The following is a 23,978-nucleotide window of genomic DNA, read 5'->3' as shown; positions in this document are numbered from 1 at the left end:
GGAATCGACCAGTGCCAGTTAAAAACTGTTACCTATGTGCTTGAACTGTTTTGTTACCTATGTGGGTGAGTCATACCCGCGAGACCTTTTGGGTACTTTTGGGGCGTTTGCCAAAAGTGCCTCGCCGTAAGGGCGAAACCCTAAGTAGCCGTTACCGCAGAAATGGATATGTACTCCATCAAAAATCCCGGTCGGCTATCAGGCCGCCATCGCGAGCAAGCCCGCCCCCACAAGGTCCGAGTGAACACTTGAGAGAGCAGGCAACCAGATCAGGCCAGGCTTTTGCTGACCACTTCGTACACGTCGCTGGACAGCTGCCCCGAAGCGAGAATCCGCTCCAGTTCGCCTTTCATCAACGCCTGACGGGCGCTGTCGTACTTGCGCCAGCGGGTCAGCGGCGCCAGTTGGCGAGAAGCAATCTGCGGATTGAAGCCGTTGAGCTCAATCACCAGATCCGCCAGGAACCGATACCCGGAACCATCCGCCGCGTGGAAGTTGATCAGGTTCTGTCCGGCAAACGCGCCGACCAGTGCCCGCACCTTGTTCGGATTCTTGATGTTGAACGCCGGGTGTTGCATCAAGGCTTTGACCCGCGCCAGACCGCCTGGCAATACACTGCCGGCCTGAACGCTGAACCACTGATCCATGACCAGCGGATTGTCCTTGAAGTGCTCGGCGAAGCTCGCCAGTGCCTTGGCTTTCTGCGTTTCGAACGGCGAATTCACCAACACGGCCAACGCGGTCAGGCGCTCGGTCATGTTGTCGCAGCTGTCGAACTGCTCAAGGGTTGCCGCCAATACTTCTGGCTTGTCGCTGAGCATCAGGTAGGACAACGCAATGTTCTGCAGTGCGCGGCGGGCGAAGTGCTCGGCCTCGGCCACATACGGAGTCTTCTTCGACAGATCGCGATTGGCCTGATAACGCAGCCACAGCGCTTCGAACAGCGTGTCCGCCAGTTGCTTGCGCGCAAATTCGCGAGCGGTGTGGATCGCTTCCACATCAGCCACTTCGCTGATTTCGGTCAGGTATGCCTCGCTTGGCAGCGAGAGCATTTCAGCGACCATCGCCTGATCCAGCGTCTCGTCGGACAGCACGGTACGCAGGGCTGCAACCAGACGCTGATCCAGCACCAGCGCGTCACCCTTCTGCTGCTGGGCGATCAACTCTTGCAGCACCTGCACCGACAACTGCTGGCCGGCATCCCAACGGTTGAAACCGTCGCTGTCATGCTGCATCAGGAACATCAGTTGATCGCGGTCGTACGGGAAGCTCAGTTTCACCGGCGCCGAGAAGCCGCGCAGCAACGACGGCAGTGGTTTTTCAGCAATGTCGACGAAGGTGAAGGTCTGCTCGGCTTCAGTCACCGAGATCACCCGCGAAGTGCCTTGAGCACTGGCTTCACCGGACAGACGCAATGCAATTGCCGCGCCTTTCGAATCAAGCAGACCCAGCTCCACCGGAATCACGAACGGCAGCTTCTCAACCTTGTCCGGGGTTTCCGGGCAGCTCTGGCGGAAGGTCAGGCTGTAGGTTTTCGCCGTGGCGTCGTAGGACTCGCTCACCGCCAGACGCGGTGTGCCGGCCTGGCTGTACCAGCGCTTGAACTGGGTCAGGTCGACGCCATTGGCATCTTCCATGGCCTTGATGAAGTCGTCGCAGGTCACGGCCTGGCCGTCATGGCGTTCGAAGTACAGGTCGCTGCCTTTGCGGAAGCCATCGGCCCCGAGCAAGGTGTGGATCATGCCGACCACTTCCGAACCCTTTTCGTACACGGTCAGGGTGTAGAAGTTGGAAATCTCGATGAAGCTGTCCGGGCGTACGGCGTGAGCCATGGGGCCGGCGTCTTCGGCGAACTGGTGGGTGCGCAGGTACGCCACGTCCTGGATGCGCTTGACCGTGGCCGAGTTCATGTCGGCCGAGAACTCCGAATCGCGGAACACGGTGAAGCCTTCCTTGAGCGACAGCTGGAACCAGTCGCGGCAGGTCACGCGGTTGCCCGACCAGTTGTGGAAGTATTCGTGGGCGACGATCGCTTCGACCCGCTGGTGGGCGGCGTCGGTAGCGGTTTCGGCACGGGCCAGCACGGCGCTGGAGTTGAAGATGTTGAGGCCCTTGTTCTCCATGGCGCCCATGTTGAAGTCGTTGACCGCGACGATCATGAAGATGTCCAGGTCGTACTCGCGACCGTAGACTTCTTCGTCCCAACGCATGGACTTCTTCAGGCTGTTCATGGCGTGCTGGCACTTGTCGATGTTTTCTGGCTCGACATAAATGCGCAGCGCCACGGAGCGCTCGGTCATGGTGGTGAAGGTGTCTTCGACACACCACAAGTCACCGGCCACCAACGCGAACAGGTAGGCAGGCTTCTTGAATGGGTCTTCCCAGGTCGCCCAGTGGCGGCCGTCTTCGCCGGGACCGGAGGCAATCGGGTTGCCGTTGGACAGCAGCACCGGATAGCTGTGCTGCTCGGCGACCACCGTGGTGGTGAATGCACTCATCACGTCCGGGCGGTCGAGGTAATAGGTGATCTTGCGGAAACCTTCGGCCTCGCACTGGGTGCAGAACATGGTACCGGATTTGTACAGGCCTTCCAGGGCGGTGTTGGTTTCCGGGTGGATCCGGACGCTGGTGTCGACCGTGAAGCTTGTTGCGGTCGGGTGCAGGGTCAGATGGTTCTCGGTCAGTTGGTAGTCGGTGGCGCTCAGCTCCTGGTCGGCCAGGGTCACCGACAGCAGCTCGAGTTGCTGGCCGTCGAGCACCAATGGCGGCAGGCCCGGGCCACGCTCAGGGTTGCGGCGCATCACCAGTTGCGCATGGACCAGGCTGTGGTCCTCGAACAACTCGAAGGTCAGGTGCGTCTCGTCGATCAGGTACTCGGGCGCCTGATAGTCCTTCAGGTAAATCATCTTCGGTTGTTCGGTGCGCATGCTTGAGTCCTTACTGATGCACGGCGAGCTGGTAGGCCGTGTATTTACGAATATTGATCACGCCGGTGTCGAAAATCAGGTATTGACCCTTGATCCCCAACAGCGTGCCTTCGGCAATCGGGTTCTTGTCCAGGTTGAAGCTGACGATTTTGGCCGGGTACTGCTCGACCGGATAGCGGATTTCGAGCGGTTCGACATCGGTAATTGTCTGGATTGCTTGTAGGCCGAATCGTTCCTGCAAACTGTGCAAACCTTCGGCACAGCTTTCAAACAGCTGATCGCGAACCTGCGCCAGGTCCACCGACACCGCATCGCCCTTGAGCAAAGCACGCCAGTTGGTCTTGTCAGCGACTTGACTGCGGAACAGGTCTTCGACGAAGCCCGACTGCTGGCGGGTCGAGACGCGCACGATCGGCAAGGCCTGGCTGGCACCCTGATCGAGCCAACGGGTCGGCAGTTGGGTGGCGCGGGTAATGCCGACCTTGATCCCCGACGAATTGGCCAGGTAAACCACATGGTCGGTCATGCAGAACTTCTCGCCCCACTCAGGCTCCCGGCAAGTGCCGGCATCGTAGTGGCAACGCTCCGGGCTCATGATGCAGATGTCACACTGCGCCAGTTTGGTCATGCACGGGTAGCAGTAACCCTGGCTGAAACTGGTTTTGGTCTTGCGTCCGCAATGGGTGCAGTGGATCGCCCCCAGGTACTCCAGGCGCACCGTAGTGCCGATCAACGGATTGACCGGTACCTCGGCGTCGCCCAGACGAAAAGCGTACTGCACGTTCGGCCCGTCAAGGCGCGCCGACATTTTGCTGATTGCACCGCGGCCAATCTCGATCAATGGATGGCATCCGACTTGAACAGAATATTCGGCACTTCGATCGACTTCGACGCGCACTCCTGCGGGCCCATGTAGCCGGTGCGCTGTTCCTCGGGCAGGTTCTGGATTTCCCAGGCGATCATCGCTTGCAGGGACAGTTCGCGCTGCTCGGCGGTGAGTTTGCCACCGTCGGACCATTTGCCGATTTCCACCGCCAGTTTCAGGCTCTGGTAGATATCCGGGGTAATGTTTTTGATCATTTCGTTAAAAGAGGACATCAAGGGCTCCGCGCTCTTCATTCATAACTGATTAGACGGCCAGTTTACGGCGGTTGTACAAACCGCCCAACAAACCGGTGAAGCATCCGATGAGTAACCCGCCGACGTGGGCCGCGTTGGCAATTTCGCCGAAACCGATCATCGAGACCAGCCCCGACAGGCACAACAACAGCCACACCAGCATCATCACCAACACCCCACGAGGCAGGCGATAAGCAGGGTTCGGCGACAACAACTGGAAGATCCAGCAATGCCCGAGCAGGCCGTACAGCACCCCGGACAACCCGCCAAACAGGGTCGGGCCGCTGAAAAAAAACTGGGCATAGTTGGATACCAGGCTGAACAGCAACGTCAGGCCGATCAGGTTGATGCTGCCCTGACGCGACTCGATGCGCCGCCCCAGCTCCCAATACCACATGCCGTTCATGGCCAGGTGCAGGATGCCGAAGTGGATCAGCATCGGCGTCACCAGACGCCACCACTGCCCCGCCGCCAGGCTATCGGCCAGTGGCGTGAAATGGATGTATTCGCCGACCACGCGGAAATCGAGGAAGGTCAGCCAGCGCATCGTCTCGAGGTTTTCGCCCAGCAGCGTCACCACGCCGACGATCAGGCTCAGCAACAGCACGAACGCCGTGGCCTTGCTGTGGCGCAATTGCTCGACAAAACCCGGACGTTGCAGGGTCGGCGCCACCGGGATATCCAGTTGCTGATCGGGGTCGCCGGCCGGAAAGCGTTCGTACAACGAGCGCACGTCTTCGCTGATGCTGGCCGGTACCCACAGTACCTGCTCGCCCGCCTCTTCGCTGACCCGATGGGGCACTTGCATGCGCTGCAGCAGTTTGACGAACCCGCTCAAATCTACCGCCAGTGGTAGACGCAATACCGCCACCGCCGTCATTGCAACACCTCCGGCCGCTCGACATCGACCCAGACAAATTTATGCGGGTCGAGACGGGTTTCCTGATCCAGACGATAAGCGACCAGTTTGCCGTAGAGCACCGCGCTGTAATCCAGGCACGCCAGGTTCGGGCGGATCGGCGCCGGTTTGCCGCTGCGCCAGTAGTGGCCGACGAACAGCATCGGCTCATCGATGCCGTAGCGCAGCAAGTTGTCTTTTTCACTGGACGACAGCGGCGTGCGGGCCACCGGCTCGGGCAAGGCGTCGGGCTGGAACACGATGTCTCCGTAGGTTTGCGGGTCGTCTTCCCAGAATTTAGTGCGGAAAAACGAGCGCGTCAGGCCGTCGCCGCTGGTCATGGTCAAGCCGTGGGGCAAGCGCATGTCGGTGCCGCGCAGCAGGCGATCGAACACGGTGCAGGCGAAACTGCCGGGCACTGCGGAGGCCTGGAGGAAATGCTCGTCGATGCAACCGTCGGGGAACAACCCGCGCAACGGCTCGATCAGGCTGGCATCCCAACAGGCATGCACCACGCGGAAACGCTCGGCATCGACGAACAATGGCAGCTTGTAGAACCATTGCAGGAAGTCGTGCCAATCCTGGGGATGATCTTCGAACTGGGTCAGGGTTTCCTGAAGCAGGCGGGCGTGGCGCGGGGTGTGCTCGCGCACGAACTGTTTGCCGCTGCCCGGCAGCGCCGGCGTGCTCCAGCCGAGGGCGTTGAACTCATGGTTGCCCATGATGCACAGCGCCTGGCCGGCCTCGACCATGTCGTGGACGATGTGCAGCGCCTCGCGAATCCGCGGGCCGCGGTCGATGATGTCGCCGAGGAACACCGCCATGCGCGACGGATGCCGCCAGACACCTGCCTGTTTGTGGTAACCGAGCCGGTCGAGCAAGTGCTCAAGGGTCAGAGCGCAACCGTGCACGTCACCGATCAGGTCGTAGCTACGCGCGGGATCGAGCATCAGTCGCCTCCACCACCCAACTTGCTGCCCCAGCCGAGCTTGGTCCGGCAGACTTCGTAGTAGTTGTGGTCGAGTGGGTGAATCAGCCGCAGCTTCTGCGCTTTCTTGCTGATGGTGATGGTGTCACCGGGCGCGCAGGTGAAGTGGTTCTGCCCATCACAGGAGACTTGCGGGTAAATCTGCATATCTTTGGACACGACGATTTTCAGCTCACTGTTGCCATCGACCACAATCGGCCTACCCGACAAGGTATGGGGGTACATCGGCACAATCACAATAGCGTCGAGCTTGGGATGCATGATCGGGCCGCCCGCAGACAGCGCGTAAGCGGTCGAACCGGTCGGCGTGGCAACGATCAGGCCGTCGGCCTTCTGGCTGCAGACGAACTGGCCGTCGATGTACAGCTCGAACTCGATCATTCGCGTCGACTTGCCGGGGTGCAGCACTACATCGTTCAGCGCATCGCCCTGGCCGATGGCCTCGGCGTGGCGCCGGACTTCGGCTTGCAACAGGAAGCGGTTTTCCACCAGGTAATGGCCGTCGAGCACTTCGGCGACTTTGACTTCCAGCTCATCGGGGCGAATATCGGTGAGGAATCCCAGGCTGCCACGGTTGATACCGAGCACCGGGATGTTGTGCCGGGCCAGCGCCCGGGCAGCGCCCAGCAGGCTGCCGTCACCACCGACCACAATCACCATGTCACAGACTTCACCGAGCATCTTGCGCGACGAAGTTTGCAGGCCATGGCCCGGCAGGACTTCGGCGATGGTGTCTTCGAGGATCACGTGCAGGTGACGATCGAGCAGAAACCGTTTCAGTCGGCGGACGGTATCCAGCACCTGAGAACTGCCCAGGCGACCGATGATGCCGATATTACGAAATTGCTCCATGAGGCCCCTAACGCGTGTGGCGGCGAAAAACACGATTATGGGCGAAAGCGCGGCGTAGACAAAACCCTTTCAGCCACAACGGTGTGCTCTAGTTTCGGGCTATGCTCGCAAGATGATCCTATTTCCAGACTTGCTCCAGTTACCTCACCAGTTGCGCCACCCTGAAGTGCGCGACCTGGCTTGGGTCATCCTCGCGCCGCCGATGCTCGACGCCACCCCGTGGCCGCAGCGTCATCCCCTGGCCGGCAGCGATTGGGTGCAGGCGCCGGAGCGCCTGGAACACTGGCTCAGGCATCTGGATCGTGACAGTTACGATTTGCTGCACTGGCTGGCCCAGGCCAGGACCCGGCGCCTGGGTTTGTACTACGAACGGCTGTGGCAGTACGCCGTGCGTCACGCACCGGGGATCGAGCTGATCGCCGCCAACATGCCGATCCGCCGTGAAGGCCACACCTTGGGCGAGCTGGACATGCTGCTGCGCGATCGCGATGGTGTGCATCACCTGGAACTGGCGATCAAGCTCTATCTCGGCCCGCAGAACGGTGACGGCCGTGACACCGCGCAATGGCTTGGACCGGGTTGCCATGATCGGCTGGACCGCAAACTGGAACACCTGAGCCGGCATCAACTGCCGATTTCCGCACGGGCGGAAAGCCGTGAGGTGCTGGCGTCGCTGGATATCCAGCAGTTCAGCGCGCATCTATGGCTGGGCGGTTATCTGCTCTATCCGTGGCCTGGGCAGGCCGAACCACCGAGTGGCGCACACCCTCAGCATTTACGCGGTAGCTGGCTGCACCAGAAGGATTGGGCGGAGTTTGTCGTGCAGCGTCCGTTCGGTCGCTGGCAACCCCTGCCCCGCCATGCCTGGCTGGCGCCGGCGCACTATCCCGAGGAGCAGACCTGGAGCGCTGAACAGCTGAAGGCGTGGCTGAGTGATCTGGACCCGCTGGCACCGGCGCAATTGATGGTGCGGCTGACAGAGAATGCCAAAGGGGATTGGGAAGAGGCCGAGCGGCTGTTCCTGGTGTCCGATCTTTGGCCGAATGTGCCGGGCAGTGGTTGAGCGCTTGCAGTGTCCGCCCGGTCTAGATGGATAACCGCAACGCCAAGGCCGCCAACGTCACCAACAACACCGGCACCGTCAGCACAACCCCGACCTTGAAGTAGTAGCCCCAGCCAATCCGGATATTCTTGCGCTGCAGCACATGCAGCCACAGCAAGGTCGCCAGACTGCCGATCGGGGTGATTTTCGGCCCCAGGTCGCTGCCGATGACGTTGGCGTAGATCATCGCCTCTTTCGCCACGCCGGTCGCCTGACTGGCATCGATCGAGAGCAAGCCGATCAGCACGGTCGGCAGATTGTTCATCACTGACGACAGCAACGCCGTCAGCACCCCGGTGCCCATGGCCGCGCCCCACACGCCGTAACCGGCGAAGCCATCCAGCCAACCGGCCAGATACCCGGTTAGCCCGGCGTTGCGCAGGCCATACACCACGAGGTACATCCCTAAGGAAAAAATCACGATCTGCCACGGCGCTTCTTTCATCACCTTACGCGTGGAAATCTTGTGGCCACGGGCGGCAATGGCCAGCAGCAATGCAGCGCACACCGCGGAGATCGCGCTGATCGGAATGCCCAACGGCTCAAGGGCAAAGCAGCCGAGCAGCAGAATCACCAACACCACCCAACCGGCATAAAACGTTGCAGTGTCGTGAATCGCGGTGGCCGGGTCTGCCAACTGCTCGGGATGGTAATCACGGGGGATGTCGCGACGGAAAAACACCATCAACATTGCCAGGGTCGCCGCCACGCTTACCAGATTGACCGGAATCATCACCGCGGCGTAGCGGTTGAAACTGATCTTGAAGAAGTCAGCCGAAACAATGTTCACAAGGTTCGACACTACCAGCGGCAGGCTCGCGGTGTCGGCGATGAAACCGGCGCCCATCACGAACGCCAGGGTCGCCGCCGGGGGAAAACGCAACGCCAGCAGCATGGAAATCACGATCGGCGTAAGAATCAGCGCCGCGCCGTCATTGGCGAACAACGCCGAGACCAGTGCGCCGAGCAGCACCATATAAGCAAAGAGCTTGCGCCCGCTGCCCCGCCCCCAACGGGCCACATGCAACGCGGCCCAGGCAAAGAACCCCGCCTCATCCAGCAGCAGGCTGATGATAATCAGCGCAACGAAGGTGCCAGTGGCATTCCAGATGATCTGCCATACCAGCGGAATATCGCTCAGGTGCACCACCCCGGACAGCAGTGCCAGCACCGCGCCGAATACCGCACTCCAGCCGACGCCCAGGCCTTTGGGTTGCCAGATCACCAGGGTGATGGTCAGCAAAAAAATCAACGATGCGATGAGCATATAAACCCGGTTCCAGCCCGACGGAAAAACGAAGCGCGGAATATAGGGAGGTTTGAATAGGCCGTAAAGTGAAGGTGGGATGAAATGCCTGATGTAGCAGCTGCCGAGCCTGCGAGGCAGCTGCTACGAGCTAAACGGAAGTGGTCATGGCTTTTTATGCTGCTCGACCCACTGCCCATACGCATTGATGAATTTCTGCAGGAACGGCTTGAGCGACTCCGACAACTTGCCCGCCTCGTCGAACGCTGAACCCATACCGCCCAGATAAGCTTCCGGCTGCTGCATGCACGGCACATTGAGAAACACCATCGACTGGCGCACATTGTGGTTGGCGCCAAATCCGCCGACGGCGCCCGGTGAAGCGCTGATCACCGCACCCGGCTTGCCGTCCCAGACACTCTGGCCATAGGGACGCGAACCGACGTCAATCGCATTCTTCAACGGCGCCGGCACCGAACGGTTGTATTCCGGGGTCACGAACAGCACCGCGTCGGATGAGCGCACTTGTTGTCGGAAAGTGCTGTAGGCTGCCGGCGGTGAATCGCCATCGATGTCTTCGTTGTACAGCGGCAAATCGCCGATTTCGACGATCGTCAGCTTCAGATTGGCAGGCGCCAGCTCGGCCAGCGCCAGCGCGACCTTGCGGTTGATCGATGCTTTTCTCAGGCTGCCGACCAGAACGGCGATCTCGTAGACGTTGCTCATGGAAGATACTCGACTGTTCGATGGAAAGAGCTTCTAGTTATAGATGATCAAATGACGATTCAACCAGCGGGCGACGGAAAATCGCCGCCCCTGACTATTTTTTTCCTGTAGGAAAACTTACCTCGCCCAACCACGGTCTACAGAACCGCAAATTGAGTGATTTATCTCCAGAGGTTCTAAGCAGATGGCAGCAGTACTCGTCGGTCAGTTCCATGCAAGAGACGCGGAAGGCCGTGTTTATTCCGTGCATGAGTTCCAGGAATCCACCCTGTCGCACGACGGCCTCGCCGGCTCTGCGCCTGTCACCACCTATAAACTGGCCATTGGCGATCGGGTCAACAAACTCGACGACAACGCGTTTGTGCTGGTGCAAACCGGTGTCACCCTCATTCGCGAACCTGAAACGAACGTCGCTTCATAACCCGCTGTTATGAGCAGAAGTCATATGCGCGCACTTGAGTTAGGATTCAGTCACTGACTCCCTCACCTGCTGAACATGGACTTCACGCATGCGTTTACGTCATATCGAAGTGATCCAGGCGCTCCTGCAGACCGGTCACCTGGGCACCGCGGCCGAATGGTTGCAGTTGCCCGTGACCGAGGTTGAACGCACGTTGCGCGATGCCGAGGATCAGTTGGGTTTCATGCTGTTTGCCAGCGTGCGTGGCCGTCTGCAAGCCACGCGCGAGGCGAGGGAGTTGCAGGTCGAGATCGCCCGCGTCTACGAGGCCCTTGAGCCGGTCCAGCGACTGGCCAGCAGCCTCAAGCAATATCTGGCCCCGCCCCTGCGAATCATCTGCACCCCGCCGCTGGCGCAACAACTGTTGCCGCAGAGCATCGCGGCGCTGCGCCGACGTCTCCCCGATGCACCTTGCACCCTCCTGAGCCAACCGACCCGCGAGATTGTCAGAAGCCTGCTGCTGCGCGAAAGCGATCTGGGCCTGAGCCTGCACGACCCGGACCATGCCGATATCGATTGCCAGGTCATCGCCCAGGGCAAGCTCCAGCTATTGGCACCCCATGGCTGGCTGCAACCGAAACAAAAGTACATTTCCCTGCAAGACTTGGCCGGCCAGTCAATGGTCGGCCTGGAAGGTCACGACCCGCTCAGCCCGGCGCTGGACAACAAGCTGCATGCGCTGCGCCCTGCCCCGGTCATCCAGACCCGGGTGCAGACGCATCAAATGATGCGCAGCATGGTCGAGGCCGGTGAAGGCCTGGCGATTGTCGATCCGTTTACCGCCCTCGGCGCCAAATCGGCCGGGCTCGATGCCTGCCCGCTGGCGCCTGCGGTACCGGTCAGCGTCTACGCTCTGCGCCTGAAAAACGCCGAGCCCTCTCCGGCGGTTCAGACGCTGCTGGACATCATCACGGAACAAGCCGTGGCGATGCTGGCGAGCTGATCGGTTTTTCCAGCGGGTTATCGAACAATCGATACCAGAACAATGCGACTTCGGCGGTATTCGGGTCGATCCCGCGATAACGCAGATGATCGATCCCGCCAACCACGTAGCCACAGCGTTCATACAGCCGGCAGGCCCCGAGATTATTGTTCTGGGTTTCCAGCATGATGCCCGGCAGCTTTTTCTTGCGGCTCCAGAACTGCGCTACGTCCAGCAACGCCTTGGCCACGCCATGGCGACGCGCCGGTGCATGCACCGCCAATTCATCGATATGGGCGAAACCGTTCCAGTTGGTGCTGACCACCAGGTGGCCCACCGGCTCATCATCCAGATAGGCCATGAAAATCGCACTGTCGGCGGCGTCGCGAAAGCTGCTGAACTCTTCGGGATCGATGCCGTAGCACTTGCGATACGGGGTGATTGGCGTCACCGGCCACTGCGCCACCGGCTTGCCGATTTCTGCTGCGCCATAGGCGGCGACTTCAAAACTGAAATCACTGCCCCAGATATAAGCCGCAAAACCCTCATCGGCGACACGCACCGAGAGGCCCGGGTATTTGGGATTCATGACGGGCTGCATACTCGCAAAGGTCCTCATTCCTTGATGCAATCGACGGTGTAGTGCCGTCCATTGCCCTCGTCTTCATGTTGCAAGCCATGCACATCGGCGACAAACCCGGGGAAGCTGCTGTCGAACGCCCGGGCAAACTTCAGGTAATCGATGATCGAGCGGGTCGACTCGGTGAAACGCTCGCCGGGCATGATCAACGGGATCCCCGGCGGGTATGGCACCAGCATCACTGCCGCGATCCGCCCGTCCAGGGCATCGATCGAAACGGCCTCCACTTCCCCGCGTACCAATTGATCATAGGCGTCCGCTGGCTTCATCGCGACTTCCGGCAACACCGTGTACATGCGTTTGAGGTGTTTGGCCGTGGCGTTGCTGCGATAACAGGCGTGCAATTGATCGCACAGATCGCGCAACCCCATGCCTTGATAACGGGCCATGTTCTGTTGCGCCACGCACGGCAGGCAGGTGGCCAGGCTGACGTTGGCGTCGTAGCTGCGCTTGAACTCCAGTAACTCGGTCAGCAGCGTGCTCCATTTGCCCTTGGTAATGCCCATCGAGAACAGCACCAGGAATGAATACAGCCCAGTCTTTTCCACGACCAGCCCGCGTTCCCAGAGGAACTTGCTGACTACCGCCGCCGGAATCCCCCGCGCACTCAGCGCGCCGCCCGCCGTCAGCCCCGGCATCACCAGCGTGACCTTAATCGGATCGAGCAGCACATAGTCGTCAGTCACGCCGCCAAAGCCGTGCCAATCGGCGTCGGGTTGCAGCAGCCAGGCTTCGGCGGCCACCTGCTCGATGGCTTCGACCGAGGGCGGCTGCCAGATGGAAAACCACCAGTCATCGGCGGCGATATGCTGGCGCAGATTGGCCAGCGCCCGGCGAAAACTCAGGGCTTCGTCGAACATTTCCTGTAGCAACGAACGACCGGCCGGCCCTTCCATCATCGCCGAGGCCACGTCCAGCGAGGCGATGATGCTGTACTGCGGCGAGGTCGAGATGTGCATCATGAACGCTTCGTTGAAACGGTCACGATCCAGCTGCCGTGCACCGCCGTCCTGCACGTGAATCATCGACGCCTGGCTGAACGCCGCCAGCAGTTTGTGTGTGGAGTGAGTGGTGAACACCAAGGGGCTGTCTTCGCTGCGGGACGTGCCCATGCCATAACGGCCGGCGAAGAACTCGTGGAATGCCGCGTAGGCGAACCAGGCCTCGTCGAAATGCAGCACCTCGACGCTGTTGCCCAGGCTCTGTTTGATCAGTTCGGCGTTGTAACAGAGGCCGTCATAAGTCGAGTTGGTCACCACCGCCAACTTGACCTTGGGCTCGCGGCCCTGGGTCAGTGGGCTCGCGTCGATCTTGGCCTGGATTGATTCGCGGCTGAACTCACTCAACGGAATCGGGCCAATGATCCCCAGCTCATTGCGCTCCGGGCACAGGTACAGCGGAATCGCGCCGGTCATGATGATTGCGTGCAACACTGACTTGTGGCAGTTGCGATCCACCAGCACCAGATCATCGCGTGCCACCATGGAATGCCAGACGATCTTGTTGGCGGTCGAGGTGCCATTGATCACGAAAAAGGTGTGATCGGCGCCGAAGTTGCGAGCCGCTCGCGCTTCCGCCTCAGCCAGCGGGCCAGTGTGATCGAGCAGCGAACCGAGTTCCGGCACCGACACCGACAAATCCGAACGCAGGGTATTTTCCCCGAAAAACTGGTGAAACGCCTGCCCTACCGGGCTCTTGTGATACGCCACGCCGCCGCCATGCCCCGGCGTGTGCCAGGAATAATTGGAGTCTGCGGTGTGCTGCACCAACGCCTTGAAGAACGGCGGCAACAGGCCGTCCAGGTACTTGCGCGCCGCGCGGGCAACCTGACGGGCAAGAAATGGCACGGTGTCTTCGAACAAATAGAGAATGCCGCGCAGCTGATTGAGCTCGGCCATGGCGTCGGCCGGGGCGTTTTCCAGGGTGACTTGCTCGCCCAGGGCGAAAATCGGCAGCTCCGGCGCCCGAACCCGCGCCAGGCGAATCAGTTCGGCCATGTTGTGCAGAAGATGCGCGTGGGTGCTGGCGTCTTCGGCGGCAATCAACATGCAGGCAAGGCCGTGATGGGTCGAGGCGACCAGACGCCCCTCGGTGTAATCGACCGCCGAAACGATACTGAAACCTTCCTGCTCCAGCTCCCGGGCAATGCCACGCACACGATCACCGGCAACGGTGTCGGCCTTGATGTCGCGGTGGACGATCAGGACCGGGAATTTCAAATCTTTATACATGAGGCTCGGCGTCCTGAGGCGGCAGACCGTGGCCTGCCAATCACCTCAGGGTAGAGGGTTGGAGCGCATGTGGCGAGGGGGATGCCCTGAAGTGGGCCGGCCGGCGCACCATCATGTGGCCAGCAAACTCGGTGTCGAGAAAGATACCTGTGGCGAGTGAGCTTGCTCCCGTTGGGCTGCGAAGCGCCCCCCCTGCATTCGCTCGGAACCATATTGGCAGGATTTGCGACTGCTGCGCAGTCGAGCGGGAGCAAGCTCCCTCGCCACAAAAAACCTTCCGCTCGAAGGGACTCAGGCCTGGGCCTTGGCCTCGGCCAATTGCTGCCACAGCGACGGCGCGCCGGCGGATTTGGCGATGGCTTCCAGGCGCGCAACGTGTTGGGCCAGATCCTCTTCACTGGCGCGGATGATCCGGGTCGGCTGGCGATCGGCCGGCAGACGACGGATTTCCGTGGCGGAATTATCGGCGCCTTCGCCCGAACCGTTGCCATCGGACGCGTTACCGGCCAGCGACAGGCTGGTCTGGCCGCCGGTCATGGTCAGGTAAACGTCGGCGAGAATCTCGGAGTCGAGCAAGGCGCCGTGCAGTTCACGGCCGGAGTTGTCGACGCCATAGCGTTTGCACAAGGCGTCGAGGCTGTTGCGCTGCCCCGGGTGACGTTCCCGGGCCATTATCAGGGTGTCGAGGATCGTGCAGTGTTGTGTGATGTCCGCGCGATCGTGCTGGCCCATCAGGGCAAATTCGTTGTTGATGAAGCCAACGTCGAACGCCGCGTTATGGATGATCAGCTGTGCGCCCTTGATGAACTCGAAAAATTCATCGGCCACTTCAGTGAAACGCGGCTTGCCCACCAGAAATTCGTTAGTGATGCCGTGGACGCCGATGGCGCCTTCGTCACTCTCGCGATCCGGTTGCAGGTAAACGTGGAAATGCCGGCCGGTCAGGCGCCGACCGATCAACTCGACACAACCGATTTCGATAATCCGGTGGCCGTCGGTCACCGGCATGCCGGTGGTTTCGGTATCGAGTACAACGGATCTGGTGGCCATCAGTGCTCAGCTCTCAACGGGTCAATCGTGCAAAAGCGGCGATGTTAACACGCTCGCGGGGGTCTTTCAGATAGACCGTGTTACGCCGGAATCAAGCCTGTTTGTACCCGCGCACTTCATCCACGCCACGGTTGGCCAGTTGGTCGGCCCGTTCGTTGCCATGATGGCCGATGTGCCCGCGCACCCATTTCCAGGTGACGTTGTGGCGGTGGACCTGCTCGTCGAGCAGTTTCCACAGGTCGGCGTTTTTCACTGGTTCCTTCGCGGCGGTTTTCCAGCCGCGTTTCTTCCAGTTGGCCATCCACTCGTTGATGCCTTTCATCACGTACTGGGAGTCGGTCACCAGCAGCACGTCGCAAGAACGCTTGAGCTCTTCCAGGCCACGGATCGCCCCCATCAGCTCCATGCGGTTGTTGGTGGTGTTGGCTTCGCCGCCCCAGAGTTCTTTTTCAACGCCCTTGCACACCAGCAACGCGCCCCAGCCGCCTGGGCCAGGGTTGCCCTTGCAGGCGCCATCGGTGAAGAGTTCTACGCTATCGCTCATGCCAATCTATCCAGAAAATGCGCTGGCTCGCCGATCGGTGACCGACGATGCCCGAGGCCGGGGCATACCCGGCCGGGAATATAAAAAAGTGTATTACGGTTCGATGTGACGACGATTGACCTTGGCCATCGGCAACGGAATCAGCTTGCCCATCGGCTCGCGCCGTACCTGGCGCACCGGCCGCAGCCCCACCACGATCTTGCGCGCGACTAATAAATAGAAGCCGCCACCCGACAATTGCCAGTCACCGGCCTTGCGCTCCCAACCGGCCAGACGAGCTTGCCAGGCAGGTGACGCAAGCGGCGGACGATAGCACCCGAAGCGGCGTTTCTCCAGCGCGAAGCCCAGCAGGTTCAGCCAGTCGCTGACCCGCGACGGCGAAATGCAGCGCGCCTTGCGCAAGGCGTCATGGGCAAACACATGACGCAGGCCCCAACTGCTCCAGGGGTTGATCCCGATAATCAGCAGATGCCCGCCGGGGCGCACACTGCTCGCCGCTTCGCGCAACAAGCCGTGTGGCGACAGGCAGAAATCCAGACCATGCTGCAACACCACCACATCGGCGGCATGCTCGCTCAAGGGCCAGGCCTGCTCTTCGCAGACGATCTCGACCCCCGGCAACGGCGCGCCGAGTCGCACATTGCGCTGCACCTGCGGCGCCGCCGGTGGCGTCTGTGCCGAGGGGCCGTAATGCACCAGATAGCCGCCGAAGAAGCGCCCCAACTCGTCTTCGAGCATGCGTCGTTCTTCGTCCAGCAAAAATTGCCCGATGGGACCGGACAGCCAGTCACGGGCCGCGCTGATCAATGCCAGCCAGTCAGGATCAGCCTGAGCGAACGCTTTATCGGTCATTGCATTCTCCAACGCGCCAGGAAGCTCTAAGATGCGCCAATGTTTTCCGCTTGGCGAATCCGACGATGATACAGATCAGTGCCCTGCCCGCCTTCACCGACAACTACATCTGGTTGTTACAAGACCACAGCACCCAGCGCTGCGCCGTAGTCGATCCGGGCGATGCCGCGCCCGTAGAGGCGTGGCTCGCGGCGCACCCGGGTTGGGTGCTAAGCGATATTCTGATCACTCATCACCATCATGACCATGTCGGCGGCGTCGAGCGGCTGAAAAAAGCGACAGACGCAACCGTCCATGGCCCGGCCAGCGAGACCATCCCGGCACGGGACGTGGCCCTCAAGGACAGCGACCGGATCAACGTGCTGGGCTGGGATTTCGATGTCATCACAGTACCGGGCCATACCCTCGGGCATATCGCCTATTACCACCGTGGTCATCTGTTTTGCGGCGACACCCTGTTCGCTGCCGGTTGCGGACGCTTGTTCGAAGGCACGCCCGAGCAAATGCATCACTCGCTGAGCCGCCTCGCGGCACTTCCCGAAGACACGCTGGTCTACTGCACCCACGAGTACACCCTGAGCAATCTGAAGTTTGCCGTGGCGGTCGAACCGGGCAATCCCGACACCCTCGAACGACTGGCCAAAGTCACCCGTCAACGGGAAGCCGGAATCATGACGCTGCCTTCGACCCTGGCGCTGGAAAAGCTCACCAATCCGTTTTTGCGTACCGGCGAAACATCCGTTAAAGAAAAAGTGGACGAACGGAATGGAACCGAAAACCGGGCTCCGAGTGCGGTCTTTGCTGCATTGCGGGCTTGGAAAGATACGTTCTAAGCTGCCTGCGCAATGGTACAAAAATTCTGAATGGTTGACCGCAGGGGGTGTGCTTTCTAGAATCGCCCGACATTTTCGCCCGGAACTTACTTCCAGCCAATGTCGTCACCTATTCGTAAAGCCACCAATTCAGACGCATTGACCCGCTTGGCTCAAGCCATCGCGGTGGCTGTGTCCGCCACTTTGGCGGGCTGTTCAAGCCATGTGCCGCAGACCGAAGCGACACACACACCGAATATCGCCGCGCGAGCCAAGCAAAAACCAATCTGGCTCAGCGAAAAACCAACACCGCAAGTTCCCCAGGACGTCTGGGAGCGCATGCGCCAGGGCTTCCAGTTGCAGGACAACCTGGGCGTCAACCCGCGCATCGAGCAGCAGCGCCTGTGGTTCGCCAGCAACCCGTCCTTCCTCGAAAACGCCGGCGAACGCGGCAGCCTCTACATTCACTACATCGTCGAACGCCTCGAAGAGCGCAACATGCCGCTGGAACTGGCGCTGTTGCCAGTGATTGAAAGCGCCTACAACCCGATGGCCTATTCCCGGGCCGACGCGGTGGGCCTTTGGCAATTCATTCCTTCCACCGGGCGTTACTTCAACCTGCGTCAAACCCGTTTCTATGATGGCCGTCGCGATATCACCGCCTCGACCACCGCGGCCATGGATTACCTGACCCGCCTGCACGACATGTTCAACGGTGACTGGCTATTGGCCCTGGCGGCCTACAACGCCGGCGAAGGCACGGTCAGCCGGGCCATCGAGCGCAACGAGAAACTCGGTCTTCCAACCGACTATTGGAACCTGCCGCTGCCAGCGGAAACCCAGGCCTATGTGCCGAAGCTGCTGGCTCTGTCGCAAGTGGTGTTGGCGCCCGATGCCTATGGCGTGAACCTCAAGTCGATCGCCAACGAACCGTACTTCCAGGTCGTCGAAATCAACCAGCGCATGGACCTGTCCAAGGTTGCCGCGGTGGCCAACATCGACGAAGACGAACTGTTCCAGCTCAACCCGGCCTTCAAGCAACGCACTACCATCGACGGTCCCCAGCATCTGCTGGTGCCGACGTCCAAGGCGCAACTGCTGACTGCCAGCCTGTCGACCATGCGTCCTGAAGAGCTGATCAGCCAGCGGCCGCTCAAGCCGGTGTTCGAAGGTGCCGACGACAGCGAAATCGCCAGCATCAAGCGCGCCTACCGGGTCAAGCGCGGAGAAAATCTGGCCTCCATTGCCAGGGCCAACAAGGTCGACGTCAAGGACCTGCAACGCTGGAACAAGCTGAACGGCAAGAACCTCAAGGTCGGCCAGACCCTTGTGATGCAGGACACCAGCAAGCGCAGCGGCGGTCGCATCAACACTGTCGTGGCGGCGAACAGCAAAACCAGCGGCAAGTCAGACAAACAGAAACCGCAGACCCAGTACAAGGTCCAGCAAGGCGACTCGTTGTACATGGTTGCCAAACGTTTCAATGTCGAAATGCAACACCTCAAGCGCTGGAACCCTCGGGTAGGCCAGGCGCTGAAACCGGGTCAGATGCTGACGGTTTCTTCCCCGCATTAAACAGCACGCCCTGCCTAGGGGCTTTTGTGGCGAGGGAGCTTGCTCCCGCTCGGCTGCGAAGCAGTCGTAAACCCAAGTACGCGGCGTGTCAGAAGTTACCGGATTTCAGGTTTTGGGGCTGCTTCGCAACCCAGCGGGAGCAAGCTCCCTCGCCACAGGCTCTGCGATCCGCAGGGCTATCGAGGCAGCGGTTAACAATGCATTAAGCCCCCGTCTTTTTCCTGTCGATACAAGCTGTTACTGTACGGCCCACAAAGCCCAAGCCGCCTGGATCGGATCTCTGACTTGAAGCGTCCCCTCCTACTGCTCCTGATCAGCCTGGCCTTGAGCTCCCCCGCAAGCGCGACGATCAGCGAAAGCCACGGTTATGCGCAGTTCGGCACGCTCAAGTACCCGGCCAGATTTACCCACTTCGACTGGGTCAACCCGCAAGCGCCCAAGGGCGGTACGTTGCGGGTGATGGCGTTTGGCACCTTCGATACGCTCAACCCTTACACCTTCAAAGGTTCGAGCCCGGTTTCCACGGCCAACTTCCTGCAATACGGCATCAACGAACTCAACGAACCGCTGATGGTCGGCACCGGCCAGTACGCGCCGTCGGGCGATGAGCCGACGTCCAGTTATGGCCTGATCGCCCAATCGGTGGAATACAGTGAAGACCGCAGCTGGGTGGTGTTCAACCTGCGCCCCGAAGCGCGCTTCCACGATGGCACGCCGATCACCGCTTACGATGTCGCGTTTTCTTACCGTCTGCTGCTCAAGGAAGGTCATCCGCAATACCGCACCAACCTGCAGGAAGTGTCGCGGGTCGACATACTCAACCCGCAGCGCATTCGCTTCGTCTTCAAGCGCTCCGGTAATCCGTTGCTGATCCTGCGCCTGGGCGAGTTGCCGGTGTTGCCCCAGCATTACTGGAAAGATCGCGACTTCAAGGCCACCACCTTCGAGCCGCCATTGGGCAGTGGGCCGTATCGCATCACTTCGGTAACCCCCGGGCGGCAGATCGTCTTCGAACGGGTCAAGGATTACTGGGGCAAGGACCTGCCGGTCAATCGCGGCAAATACAACGTCGATCGCATGGAAGTCGAGTTCTACCGTGACAGCGACGTGGCCTTCGAAGCGTTCAAGGCCGGCGAGTTCGACATCTACATCGAGCATCAGGCGAAAAACTGGGACAACGGCTACGACTTCCCGGCCGTGCGCCGTGGCGAGGTGATCAAGGCGCAGATCCCGCACCAGATCCCGACCCAGAGCCAGGGCCTGTTCATGAACACTCGGCGGTCGACCTTCGCCCAGATCAAGGTCCGTGAAGCGCTGGGACTGATGTTCGATTTCGAGTGGACCAACCGCACGCTGTTCAGCGGCGCCTACACACGCGCCATGAGTTACTACCCCAACAGCGAGTTCTCTGCCACGGGACTGCCGGTCGGCCACGAGTGGCTGTTGCTCAAGCCCTATCGCGATCAGTTGCCCGCCAAGCTGCTCACCGAGCCGTTCAGCCTGCCGCAGACCGAAGGCCGCGGCATTCCGCGCGAAACCATGCGCAAGGCCTTGGGCCTGCTCGCCGAAGCCGGCTGGAAGCTCAATGGCCAGCGGCTGCAGAACAGCATCGGCCAACCGCTACGCTTCGAGATCCTGCTGGTCAACCCGAACCTGGAGCGGATCCTTCAGCCTTACGTCGAGAACCTCGCCAGCATCGGTATCGACGCACGGCTGCGCACGGTCGATCGCGCCCAGTACAAACAGCGCCTCGATCAATTCGATTTCGACATGATCCTGATGACCCTCAACCAGACCCTCAGCCCGGGCCTGGAACAATGGCAGTACTTCCACTCCAGCCAGGTCGGGATCAAGGGCAGCAAGAACTACGCAGGCATCGCCGACCCGGTGGTCGACCATTTGCTCGAACAACTGCTCGGCGCCCAGACACGGGATGAACAAGTCGCCGCCGGCAAGGCGCTCGACCGGGTGCTGCTATGGCAGCACTACATCATTCCCAACTGGTACCTCAATTATCACCGCTTGGCCTACCGCAACCGGTTCGCCTTCGTCACCACGCCGCCCTACACCCTGGGCCTGAGCGCTTGGTGGCTGAAATCTTCGGAGAAAGATCAATGACTCCCTTACGCGCCCTGCTCTTGCAGGCCAGCGGTCTGTTGTTCGCCGGGCTGGCCTGCGCCGCCCCGCAACACGCCTTGACCCTGTACAACGAGCCGCCGAAATACCCGGCCGACTTCAAGCACTTCGATTACGTAAACCCCGACGCGCCGAAGGGCGGAATCTTCCGTCAGGCCGGGTTCGGTGGCTTCGACAGCCTCAATCCGTTCATCAGCAAAGGCGTGCCGGCCGACGACATCAGCATGATCTACGACACCCTGGCCAAACAGGGTCTCGATGAGCCGTTCACTCAATATGGCTTGATCGCAGGCAAAATCGAAAAAGCCCCAGACAACACCTGGGTGCGCTTCTATCTGCGCCCCGAAGCACGTTTCCACGACGGCCACCCTGTGCGCGCCGAAGACGTGGTGTTCAGCTTCCAGACCCTGATCAAGGAAGGTGCCCCGCTCTACCACGGCTATTACAGCGACGTGGAGGAAGCGATCGCCGAAGACCCGCTCACCGTGCTGTTCAAGTTCAAGCACACCAACAACCGCGAACTGCCGCTGATCCTCGGCCAATTGCCGGTATTGCCCAAGCATTGGTGGGCCACCCGCGACTTCAACAAGGGCAACCTGGAACTGCCGCTGGGCAGCGGCCCGTACAAAGTCACCGAAGTGAAGGCCGGGCGCTCCGTGCGATATGAACGGGTCAAGGATTACTGGGGCAAGGACCTGCCGGTCAATCGCGGGTTCTACAACTTCGATGTGATGACCACTGACTATTACCGCGACAACACCGTCGCGCTGGAAGCACTCAAGGCCGGTCAGTTCGACTACTGGCTGGAAATATCCGCGAAAAACTGGGCCAAGGCCTACAACATTCCGGCGGTGACCGAAGGGCGGCTGATCAAGGAAGAAATTCCCAACGGCAACCCCACCGGCATGCAAGGCTTCGTGTTCAACCTGCGTCGTCCGGTGTTCCAGGATGTGCGCGTGCGCCAGGCGCTGACCCTGTTGCTGGACTTCGAGTGGACTAACAAGCAACTGTTCAACGGCGCCTACGTGCGTACCCGCAGTTACTTCGAAAACTCGGAAATGGCCGCCACTGGCCTGCCGGACGCCGATCAACTGGCGATTCTCGACCCGTTCCGCGGCAAGATTCCCGAGCAAGTGTTCAGCCAGGCGTTCCAGAACCCGCTGACCGACGCCAGCGGCATGATCCGCACCCAGCAGCGCAAAGCCTATCAACTGCTGCAAGAGGCCGGCTGGCGGATCGTCGACGACAAGATGGTCGATGCCACCGGCAAACCGGTGACCATCGAGTTCCTGCTGGCCCAGACCGAGTTCGAGCGGGTGCTGCTGCCGTTCAAGCGCAACCTCAGCGACCTGGGCATCGATCTGGTGATCCGTCGGGTCGACGTCTCGCAGTACATCAACCGCGTACGCTCCCGGGACTTCGACATGATCGTCGGCAGTTTCCCGCAATCCAACTCGCCGGGTAACGAACAGCGCGAGTTCTGGATGACCGCCGCCGCCGACAAACCCGGCAGCCGCAACTCCATGGGCCTTAAAGACCCAGTGGTGGACCAACTGGTCGAGCAACTGATCAACGCCGATTCGCGCAAAAGCCTGGTGGCCCACGCCCGGGCGCTGGACCGGGTGCTGCAATGGGGCTATTACGTGATCCCCAACTGGCACATCAAGACCTGGCGCGTGGCGTACTGGAACCACATCGGCCACCCGAAGGTTTCACCCAAATATGACATCGGCATCAATACCTGGTGGGTCAAACCCGACGCGACACCTGCGATAGAAGTCGAAACAAAACTGCAAGCCGACCCTGCGGGCACGGAGTAATCAGATGCTGGCGTATATTTTTCGGCGACTGCTGCTGATCATCCCGACCCTGTTTGGCATTTTGCTGATCAACTTCGTGATCATCCAGGCCGCCCCCGGTGGGCCGGTGGAACAGATGATCGCCAAACTCGAAGGCTTCGAAGGCGCCACCAGCCGCATTGCCGGCGGCGGAGCCGAAGTGTCGGTGGCAGGTTCCGCCTATCGCGGCGCCCAGGGCCTGGACCCGGCGCTGGTCAAGGAAATCGAGCACATGTACGGCTTCGACAAATCGGCGCCGGAACGCTTGTGGATCATGATCAAGAACTACGCCACCCTGGATTTCGGCGACAGCTTCTTCCGCGACGCCAAGGTCATCGACCTGATCAAGGAAAAGATGCCGGTGTCGATCTCCCTCGGGCTGTGGAGCACGCTGATCATGTACCTGGTGTCGATCCCGCTGGGGATCGCCAAGGCGACGCGACACGGCAGCCACTTCGATGTGTGGACCAGTTCGGCGATCATCGTCGGTTACGCGATCCCGGCGTTCCTGTTCGCCATCCTGCTGATTGTGGTGTTCGCCGGCGGCAGCTATTTCGACTGGTTCCCGCTACGGGGCCTGACCTCGAACAACTTTGATGAGCTCAGCACCGGCGGCAAGATCCTCGATTATTTCTGGCACCTGGCTCTGCCGGTCACTGCACTGGTGATCGGCCACTTCGCGACCATGACGCTGCTGACCAAAAACAGCTTCCTCGACGAAATCAACAAGCAATACGTGGTCACCGCCAAAGCCAAGGGCCTGACCCGTCACCGCGTGCTCTACGGCCATGTGTTTCGCAACGCGATGCTGTTGGTGATCGCTGGTTTCCCTTCAGCGCTCATCGGGATCTTCTTCACCGGCTCATTGCTGGTGGAAGTGATCTTCTCCCTCGACGGCCTCGGCCTGATGAGTTTCGAAGCAGCGATCAACCGCGACTACCCGATCGTCTTCGGCACGCTGTTCATCTTCACGCTGCTGGGGCTGGTGCTCAAGCTGATCGGCGACCTCACGTACACCCTTGTCGATCCGCGCATCGACTTCGAAAGCCGGGAGCATTGA

The 23,978-nt window shown here is 60.6% G+C and carries 21 protein-coding genes; 8 read left to right on the top strand and 13 right to left on the bottom strand.

Features of this window, described 5'->3' with window-relative positions; all coding sequences use genetic code 11:
• Positions 1-269: 269 nt before the first annotated feature.
• The 6 genes from pepN to AC07VO_RS24645 are packed head-to-tail and all read right to left on the bottom strand — an operon-like array spanning position 270 to position 6,784.
• The gene (gene pepN, locus AC07VO_RS24670; RefSeq protein WP_086946065.1) at positions 270-2,927 is read right to left on the bottom strand and encodes an aminopeptidase N; all 2,658 of its coding nucleotides are present in this window, start codon (positions 2,925-2,927) and stop codon (positions 270-272) included.
• A 10-nt stretch (positions 2,928-2,937) separates the two neighbouring features.
• Positions 2,938-3,768 carry a DUF2797 domain-containing protein gene (locus AC07VO_RS24665; RefSeq protein ID WP_018929611.1) on the bottom strand — a complete coding sequence of 277 codons (831 nt, stop codon included), beginning with the start codon at positions 3,766-3,768 and terminating at the stop codon, positions 2,938-2,940.
• Complete coding sequence (locus AC07VO_RS24660; RefSeq protein WP_007937782.1) at positions 3,765-4,025, bottom strand: YeaC family protein; 261 nt, start codon at positions 4,023-4,025, stop codon at positions 3,765-3,767. Before AC07VO_RS24660 ends, AC07VO_RS24665 begins: the two co-directional genes overlap by 4 nt.
• Before the next feature lie 31 nt (positions 4,026-4,056).
• Positions 4,057-4,926 (bottom strand): rhomboid family intramembrane serine protease, encoded by an 870-nt coding sequence (locus tag AC07VO_RS24655; RefSeq protein ID WP_019648963.1) that lies wholly within the window; start codon positions 4,924-4,926, stop codon positions 4,057-4,059.
• Positions 4,923-5,897: a metallophosphoesterase gene (locus AC07VO_RS24650; protein ID WP_172901237.1), complete on the bottom strand. Its 975-nt coding sequence runs from the start codon at positions 5,895-5,897 to the stop codon at positions 4,923-4,925. The genes AC07VO_RS24655 and AC07VO_RS24650 overlap by 4 nt, the downstream gene beginning before the upstream one ends.
• On the bottom strand, positions 5,894-6,784 hold the full coding sequence (locus tag AC07VO_RS24645) for an NAD(+) kinase (protein WP_007906781.1): 891 nt from the start codon (positions 6,782-6,784) through the stop codon (positions 5,894-5,896). The genes AC07VO_RS24650 and AC07VO_RS24645 overlap by 4 nt, the downstream gene beginning before the upstream one ends.
• Positions 6,785-6,896: 112 nt before the next feature.
• Between AC07VO_RS24645 and AC07VO_RS24640 the strand changes: the two genes are divergently transcribed.
• Positions 6,897-7,847 (top strand): DUF1853 family protein, encoded by a 951-nt coding sequence (locus AC07VO_RS24640; protein WP_086946064.1) that lies wholly within the window; start codon positions 6,897-6,899, stop codon positions 7,845-7,847.
• A gap of 22 nt (positions 7,848-7,869) precedes the next feature.
• Here the strand turns inward: AC07VO_RS24640 and AC07VO_RS24635 are convergent, their stop codons facing one another.
• Both AC07VO_RS24635 and AC07VO_RS24630 read right to left on the bottom strand, forming a co-directional pair.
• Positions 7,870-9,153 (bottom strand): arsenic transporter, encoded by a 1,284-nt coding sequence (locus AC07VO_RS24635; protein WP_086946063.1) that lies wholly within the window; start codon positions 9,151-9,153, stop codon positions 7,870-7,872.
• A 144-nt stretch (positions 9,154-9,297) separates the two neighbouring features.
• Complete coding sequence (locus tag AC07VO_RS24630; RefSeq protein WP_086946062.1) at positions 9,298-9,858, bottom strand: NADPH-dependent FMN reductase; 561 nt, start codon at positions 9,856-9,858, stop codon at positions 9,298-9,300.
• A 184-nt stretch (positions 9,859-10,042) separates the two neighbouring features.
• Between AC07VO_RS24630 and AC07VO_RS24625 the strand changes: the two genes are divergently transcribed.
• Both AC07VO_RS24625 and AC07VO_RS24620 read left to right on the top strand, forming a co-directional pair.
• The gene (locus AC07VO_RS24625) at positions 10,043-10,279 is read left to right on the top strand and encodes a hypothetical protein (RefSeq protein WP_018929617.1); all 237 of its coding nucleotides are present in this window, start codon (positions 10,043-10,045) and stop codon (positions 10,277-10,279) included.
• Positions 10,280-10,367: 88 nt separating this feature from the next.
• Positions 10,368-11,261, top strand: coding sequence for a LysR substrate-binding domain-containing protein (locus tag AC07VO_RS24620; protein WP_019579322.1), 894 nt, complete (start codon positions 10,368-10,370; stop codon positions 11,259-11,261).
• Here AC07VO_RS24620 and AC07VO_RS24615 read toward each other — a convergent pair.
• From AC07VO_RS24615 to AC07VO_RS24595, 5 genes are all read right to left on the bottom strand, one after another.
• Positions 11,227-11,841, bottom strand: a complete 615-nt coding sequence (locus AC07VO_RS24615; protein WP_007937773.1) for a GNAT family N-acetyltransferase — start codon at positions 11,839-11,841, stop codon at positions 11,227-11,229. The genes AC07VO_RS24620 and AC07VO_RS24615 overlap by 35 nt on opposite strands.
• Positions 11,842-11,855: 14 nt before the next feature.
• On the bottom strand, positions 11,856-14,111 hold the full coding sequence (locus tag AC07VO_RS24610; protein ID WP_086946061.1) for an Orn/Lys/Arg family decarboxylase: 2,256 nt from the start codon (positions 14,109-14,111) through the stop codon (positions 11,856-11,858).
• 291 nt (positions 14,112-14,402) lie between these two features.
• A complete protein-coding gene (gene dnaQ, locus AC07VO_RS24605; RefSeq protein ID WP_007937771.1) occupies positions 14,403-15,161 on the bottom strand; it encodes a DNA polymerase III subunit epsilon in 759 nt (252 codons plus the stop codon).
• Positions 15,162-15,252: 91 nt separating this feature from the next.
• Positions 15,253-15,705 carry a ribonuclease HI gene (gene rnhA / locus AC07VO_RS24600; protein WP_086946060.1) on the bottom strand — a complete coding sequence of 151 codons (453 nt, stop codon included), beginning with the start codon at positions 15,703-15,705 and terminating at the stop codon, positions 15,253-15,255.
• 93 nt (positions 15,706-15,798) lie between these two features.
• Entirely contained in the window at positions 15,799-16,557 is a 759-nt protein-coding gene (locus tag AC07VO_RS24595) for a methyltransferase domain-containing protein (RefSeq protein ID WP_018929621.1), read from the bottom strand.
• 65 nt (positions 16,558-16,622) lie between these two features.
• On the opposite strand from AC07VO_RS24595, the gene gloB reads away from it, so the two are divergent.
• From gloB to AC07VO_RS24570, 5 genes are all read left to right on the top strand, one after another.
• Entirely contained in the window at positions 16,623-17,390 is a 768-nt protein-coding gene (gene gloB, locus AC07VO_RS24590; RefSeq protein ID WP_018929622.1) for a hydroxyacylglutathione hydrolase, read from the top strand.
• Between the two features lie 99 nt (positions 17,391-17,489).
• Complete coding sequence (locus AC07VO_RS24585) at positions 17,490-18,944, top strand: transglycosylase SLT domain-containing protein (RefSeq protein WP_086946059.1); 1,455 nt, start codon at positions 17,490-17,492, stop codon at positions 18,942-18,944.
• 285 nt (positions 18,945-19,229) lie between these two features.
• Positions 19,230-21,062, top strand: a complete 1,833-nt coding sequence (locus AC07VO_RS24580) for an extracellular solute-binding protein (protein ID WP_018929624.1) — start codon at positions 19,230-19,232, stop codon at positions 21,060-21,062.
• Complete coding sequence (locus tag AC07VO_RS24575; protein WP_086946058.1) at positions 21,059-22,900, top strand: extracellular solute-binding protein; 1,842 nt, start codon at positions 21,059-21,061, stop codon at positions 22,898-22,900. The genes AC07VO_RS24580 and AC07VO_RS24575 overlap by 4 nt, the downstream gene beginning before the upstream one ends.
• Positions 22,901-22,904: 4 nt before the next feature.
• Complete coding sequence (locus AC07VO_RS24570) at positions 22,905-23,978, top strand: microcin C ABC transporter permease YejB (RefSeq protein ID WP_018929626.1); 1,074 nt, start codon at positions 22,905-22,907, stop codon at positions 23,976-23,978.

This window comes from Pseudomonas sp. GW821-FHT03E01 (genome assembly GCF_059420765.1).
This window is presented reverse-complemented; position numbering and strand designations above follow the sequence as displayed.

Coding starts and splice junctions, on each gene's coding strand:
- pepN (WP_086946065.1), bottom strand. CDS start 2,927: ATGCGCACCGAACAACCGAAGATGATTTACCTGAAGGACTATCAGGCG.
- AC07VO_RS24660 (WP_007937782.1), bottom strand. CDS start 4,025: ATGTCCTCTTTTAACGAAATGATCAAAAACATTACCCCGGATATCTAC.
- AC07VO_RS24655 (WP_019648963.1), bottom strand. CDS start 4,926: ATGACGGCGGTGGCGGTATTGCGTCTACCACTGGCGGTAGATTTGAGC.
- AC07VO_RS24645 (WP_007906781.1), bottom strand. CDS start 6,784: ATGGAGCAATTTCGTAATATCGGCATCATCGGTCGCCTGGGCAGTTCT.
- AC07VO_RS24640 (WP_086946064.1), top strand. CDS start 6,897: ATGATCCTATTTCCAGACTTGCTCCAGTTACCTCACCAGTTGCGCCAC.
- AC07VO_RS24635 (WP_086946063.1), bottom strand. CDS start 9,153: ATGCTCATCGCATCGTTGATTTTTTTGCTGACCATCACCCTGGTGATC.
- AC07VO_RS24630 (WP_086946062.1), bottom strand. CDS start 9,858: ATGAGCAACGTCTACGAGATCGCCGTTCTGGTCGGCAGCCTGAGAAAA.
- AC07VO_RS24625 (WP_018929617.1), top strand. CDS start 10,043: ATGGCAGCAGTACTCGTCGGTCAGTTCCATGCAAGAGACGCGGAAGGC.
- AC07VO_RS24620 (WP_019579322.1), top strand. CDS start 10,368: ATGCGTTTACGTCATATCGAAGTGATCCAGGCGCTCCTGCAGACCGGT.
- AC07VO_RS24615 (WP_007937773.1), bottom strand. CDS start 11,841: ATGCAGCCCGTCATGAATCCCAAATACCCGGGCCTCTCGGTGCGTGTC.
- AC07VO_RS24610 (WP_086946061.1), bottom strand. CDS start 14,111: ATGTATAAAGATTTGAAATTCCCGGTCCTGATCGTCCACCGCGACATC.
- dnaQ (WP_007937771.1), bottom strand. CDS start 15,161: ATGGCCACCAGATCCGTTGTACTCGATACCGAAACCACCGGCATGCCG.
- rnhA (WP_086946060.1), bottom strand. CDS start 15,705: ATGAGCGATAGCGTAGAACTCTTCACCGATGGCGCCTGCAAGGGCAAC.
- AC07VO_RS24595 (WP_018929621.1), bottom strand. CDS start 16,557: ATGACCGATAAAGCGTTCGCTCAGGCTGATCCTGACTGGCTGGCATTG.
- gloB (WP_018929622.1), top strand. CDS start 16,623: ATGATACAGATCAGTGCCCTGCCCGCCTTCACCGACAACTACATCTGG.
- AC07VO_RS24585 (WP_086946059.1), top strand. CDS start 17,490: ATGTCGTCACCTATTCGTAAAGCCACCAATTCAGACGCATTGACCCGC.
- AC07VO_RS24575 (WP_086946058.1), top strand. CDS start 21,059: ATGACTCCCTTACGCGCCCTGCTCTTGCAGGCCAGCGGTCTGTTGTTC.
- AC07VO_RS24570 (WP_018929626.1), top strand. CDS start 22,905: ATGCTGGCGTATATTTTTCGGCGACTGCTGCTGATCATCCCGACCCTG.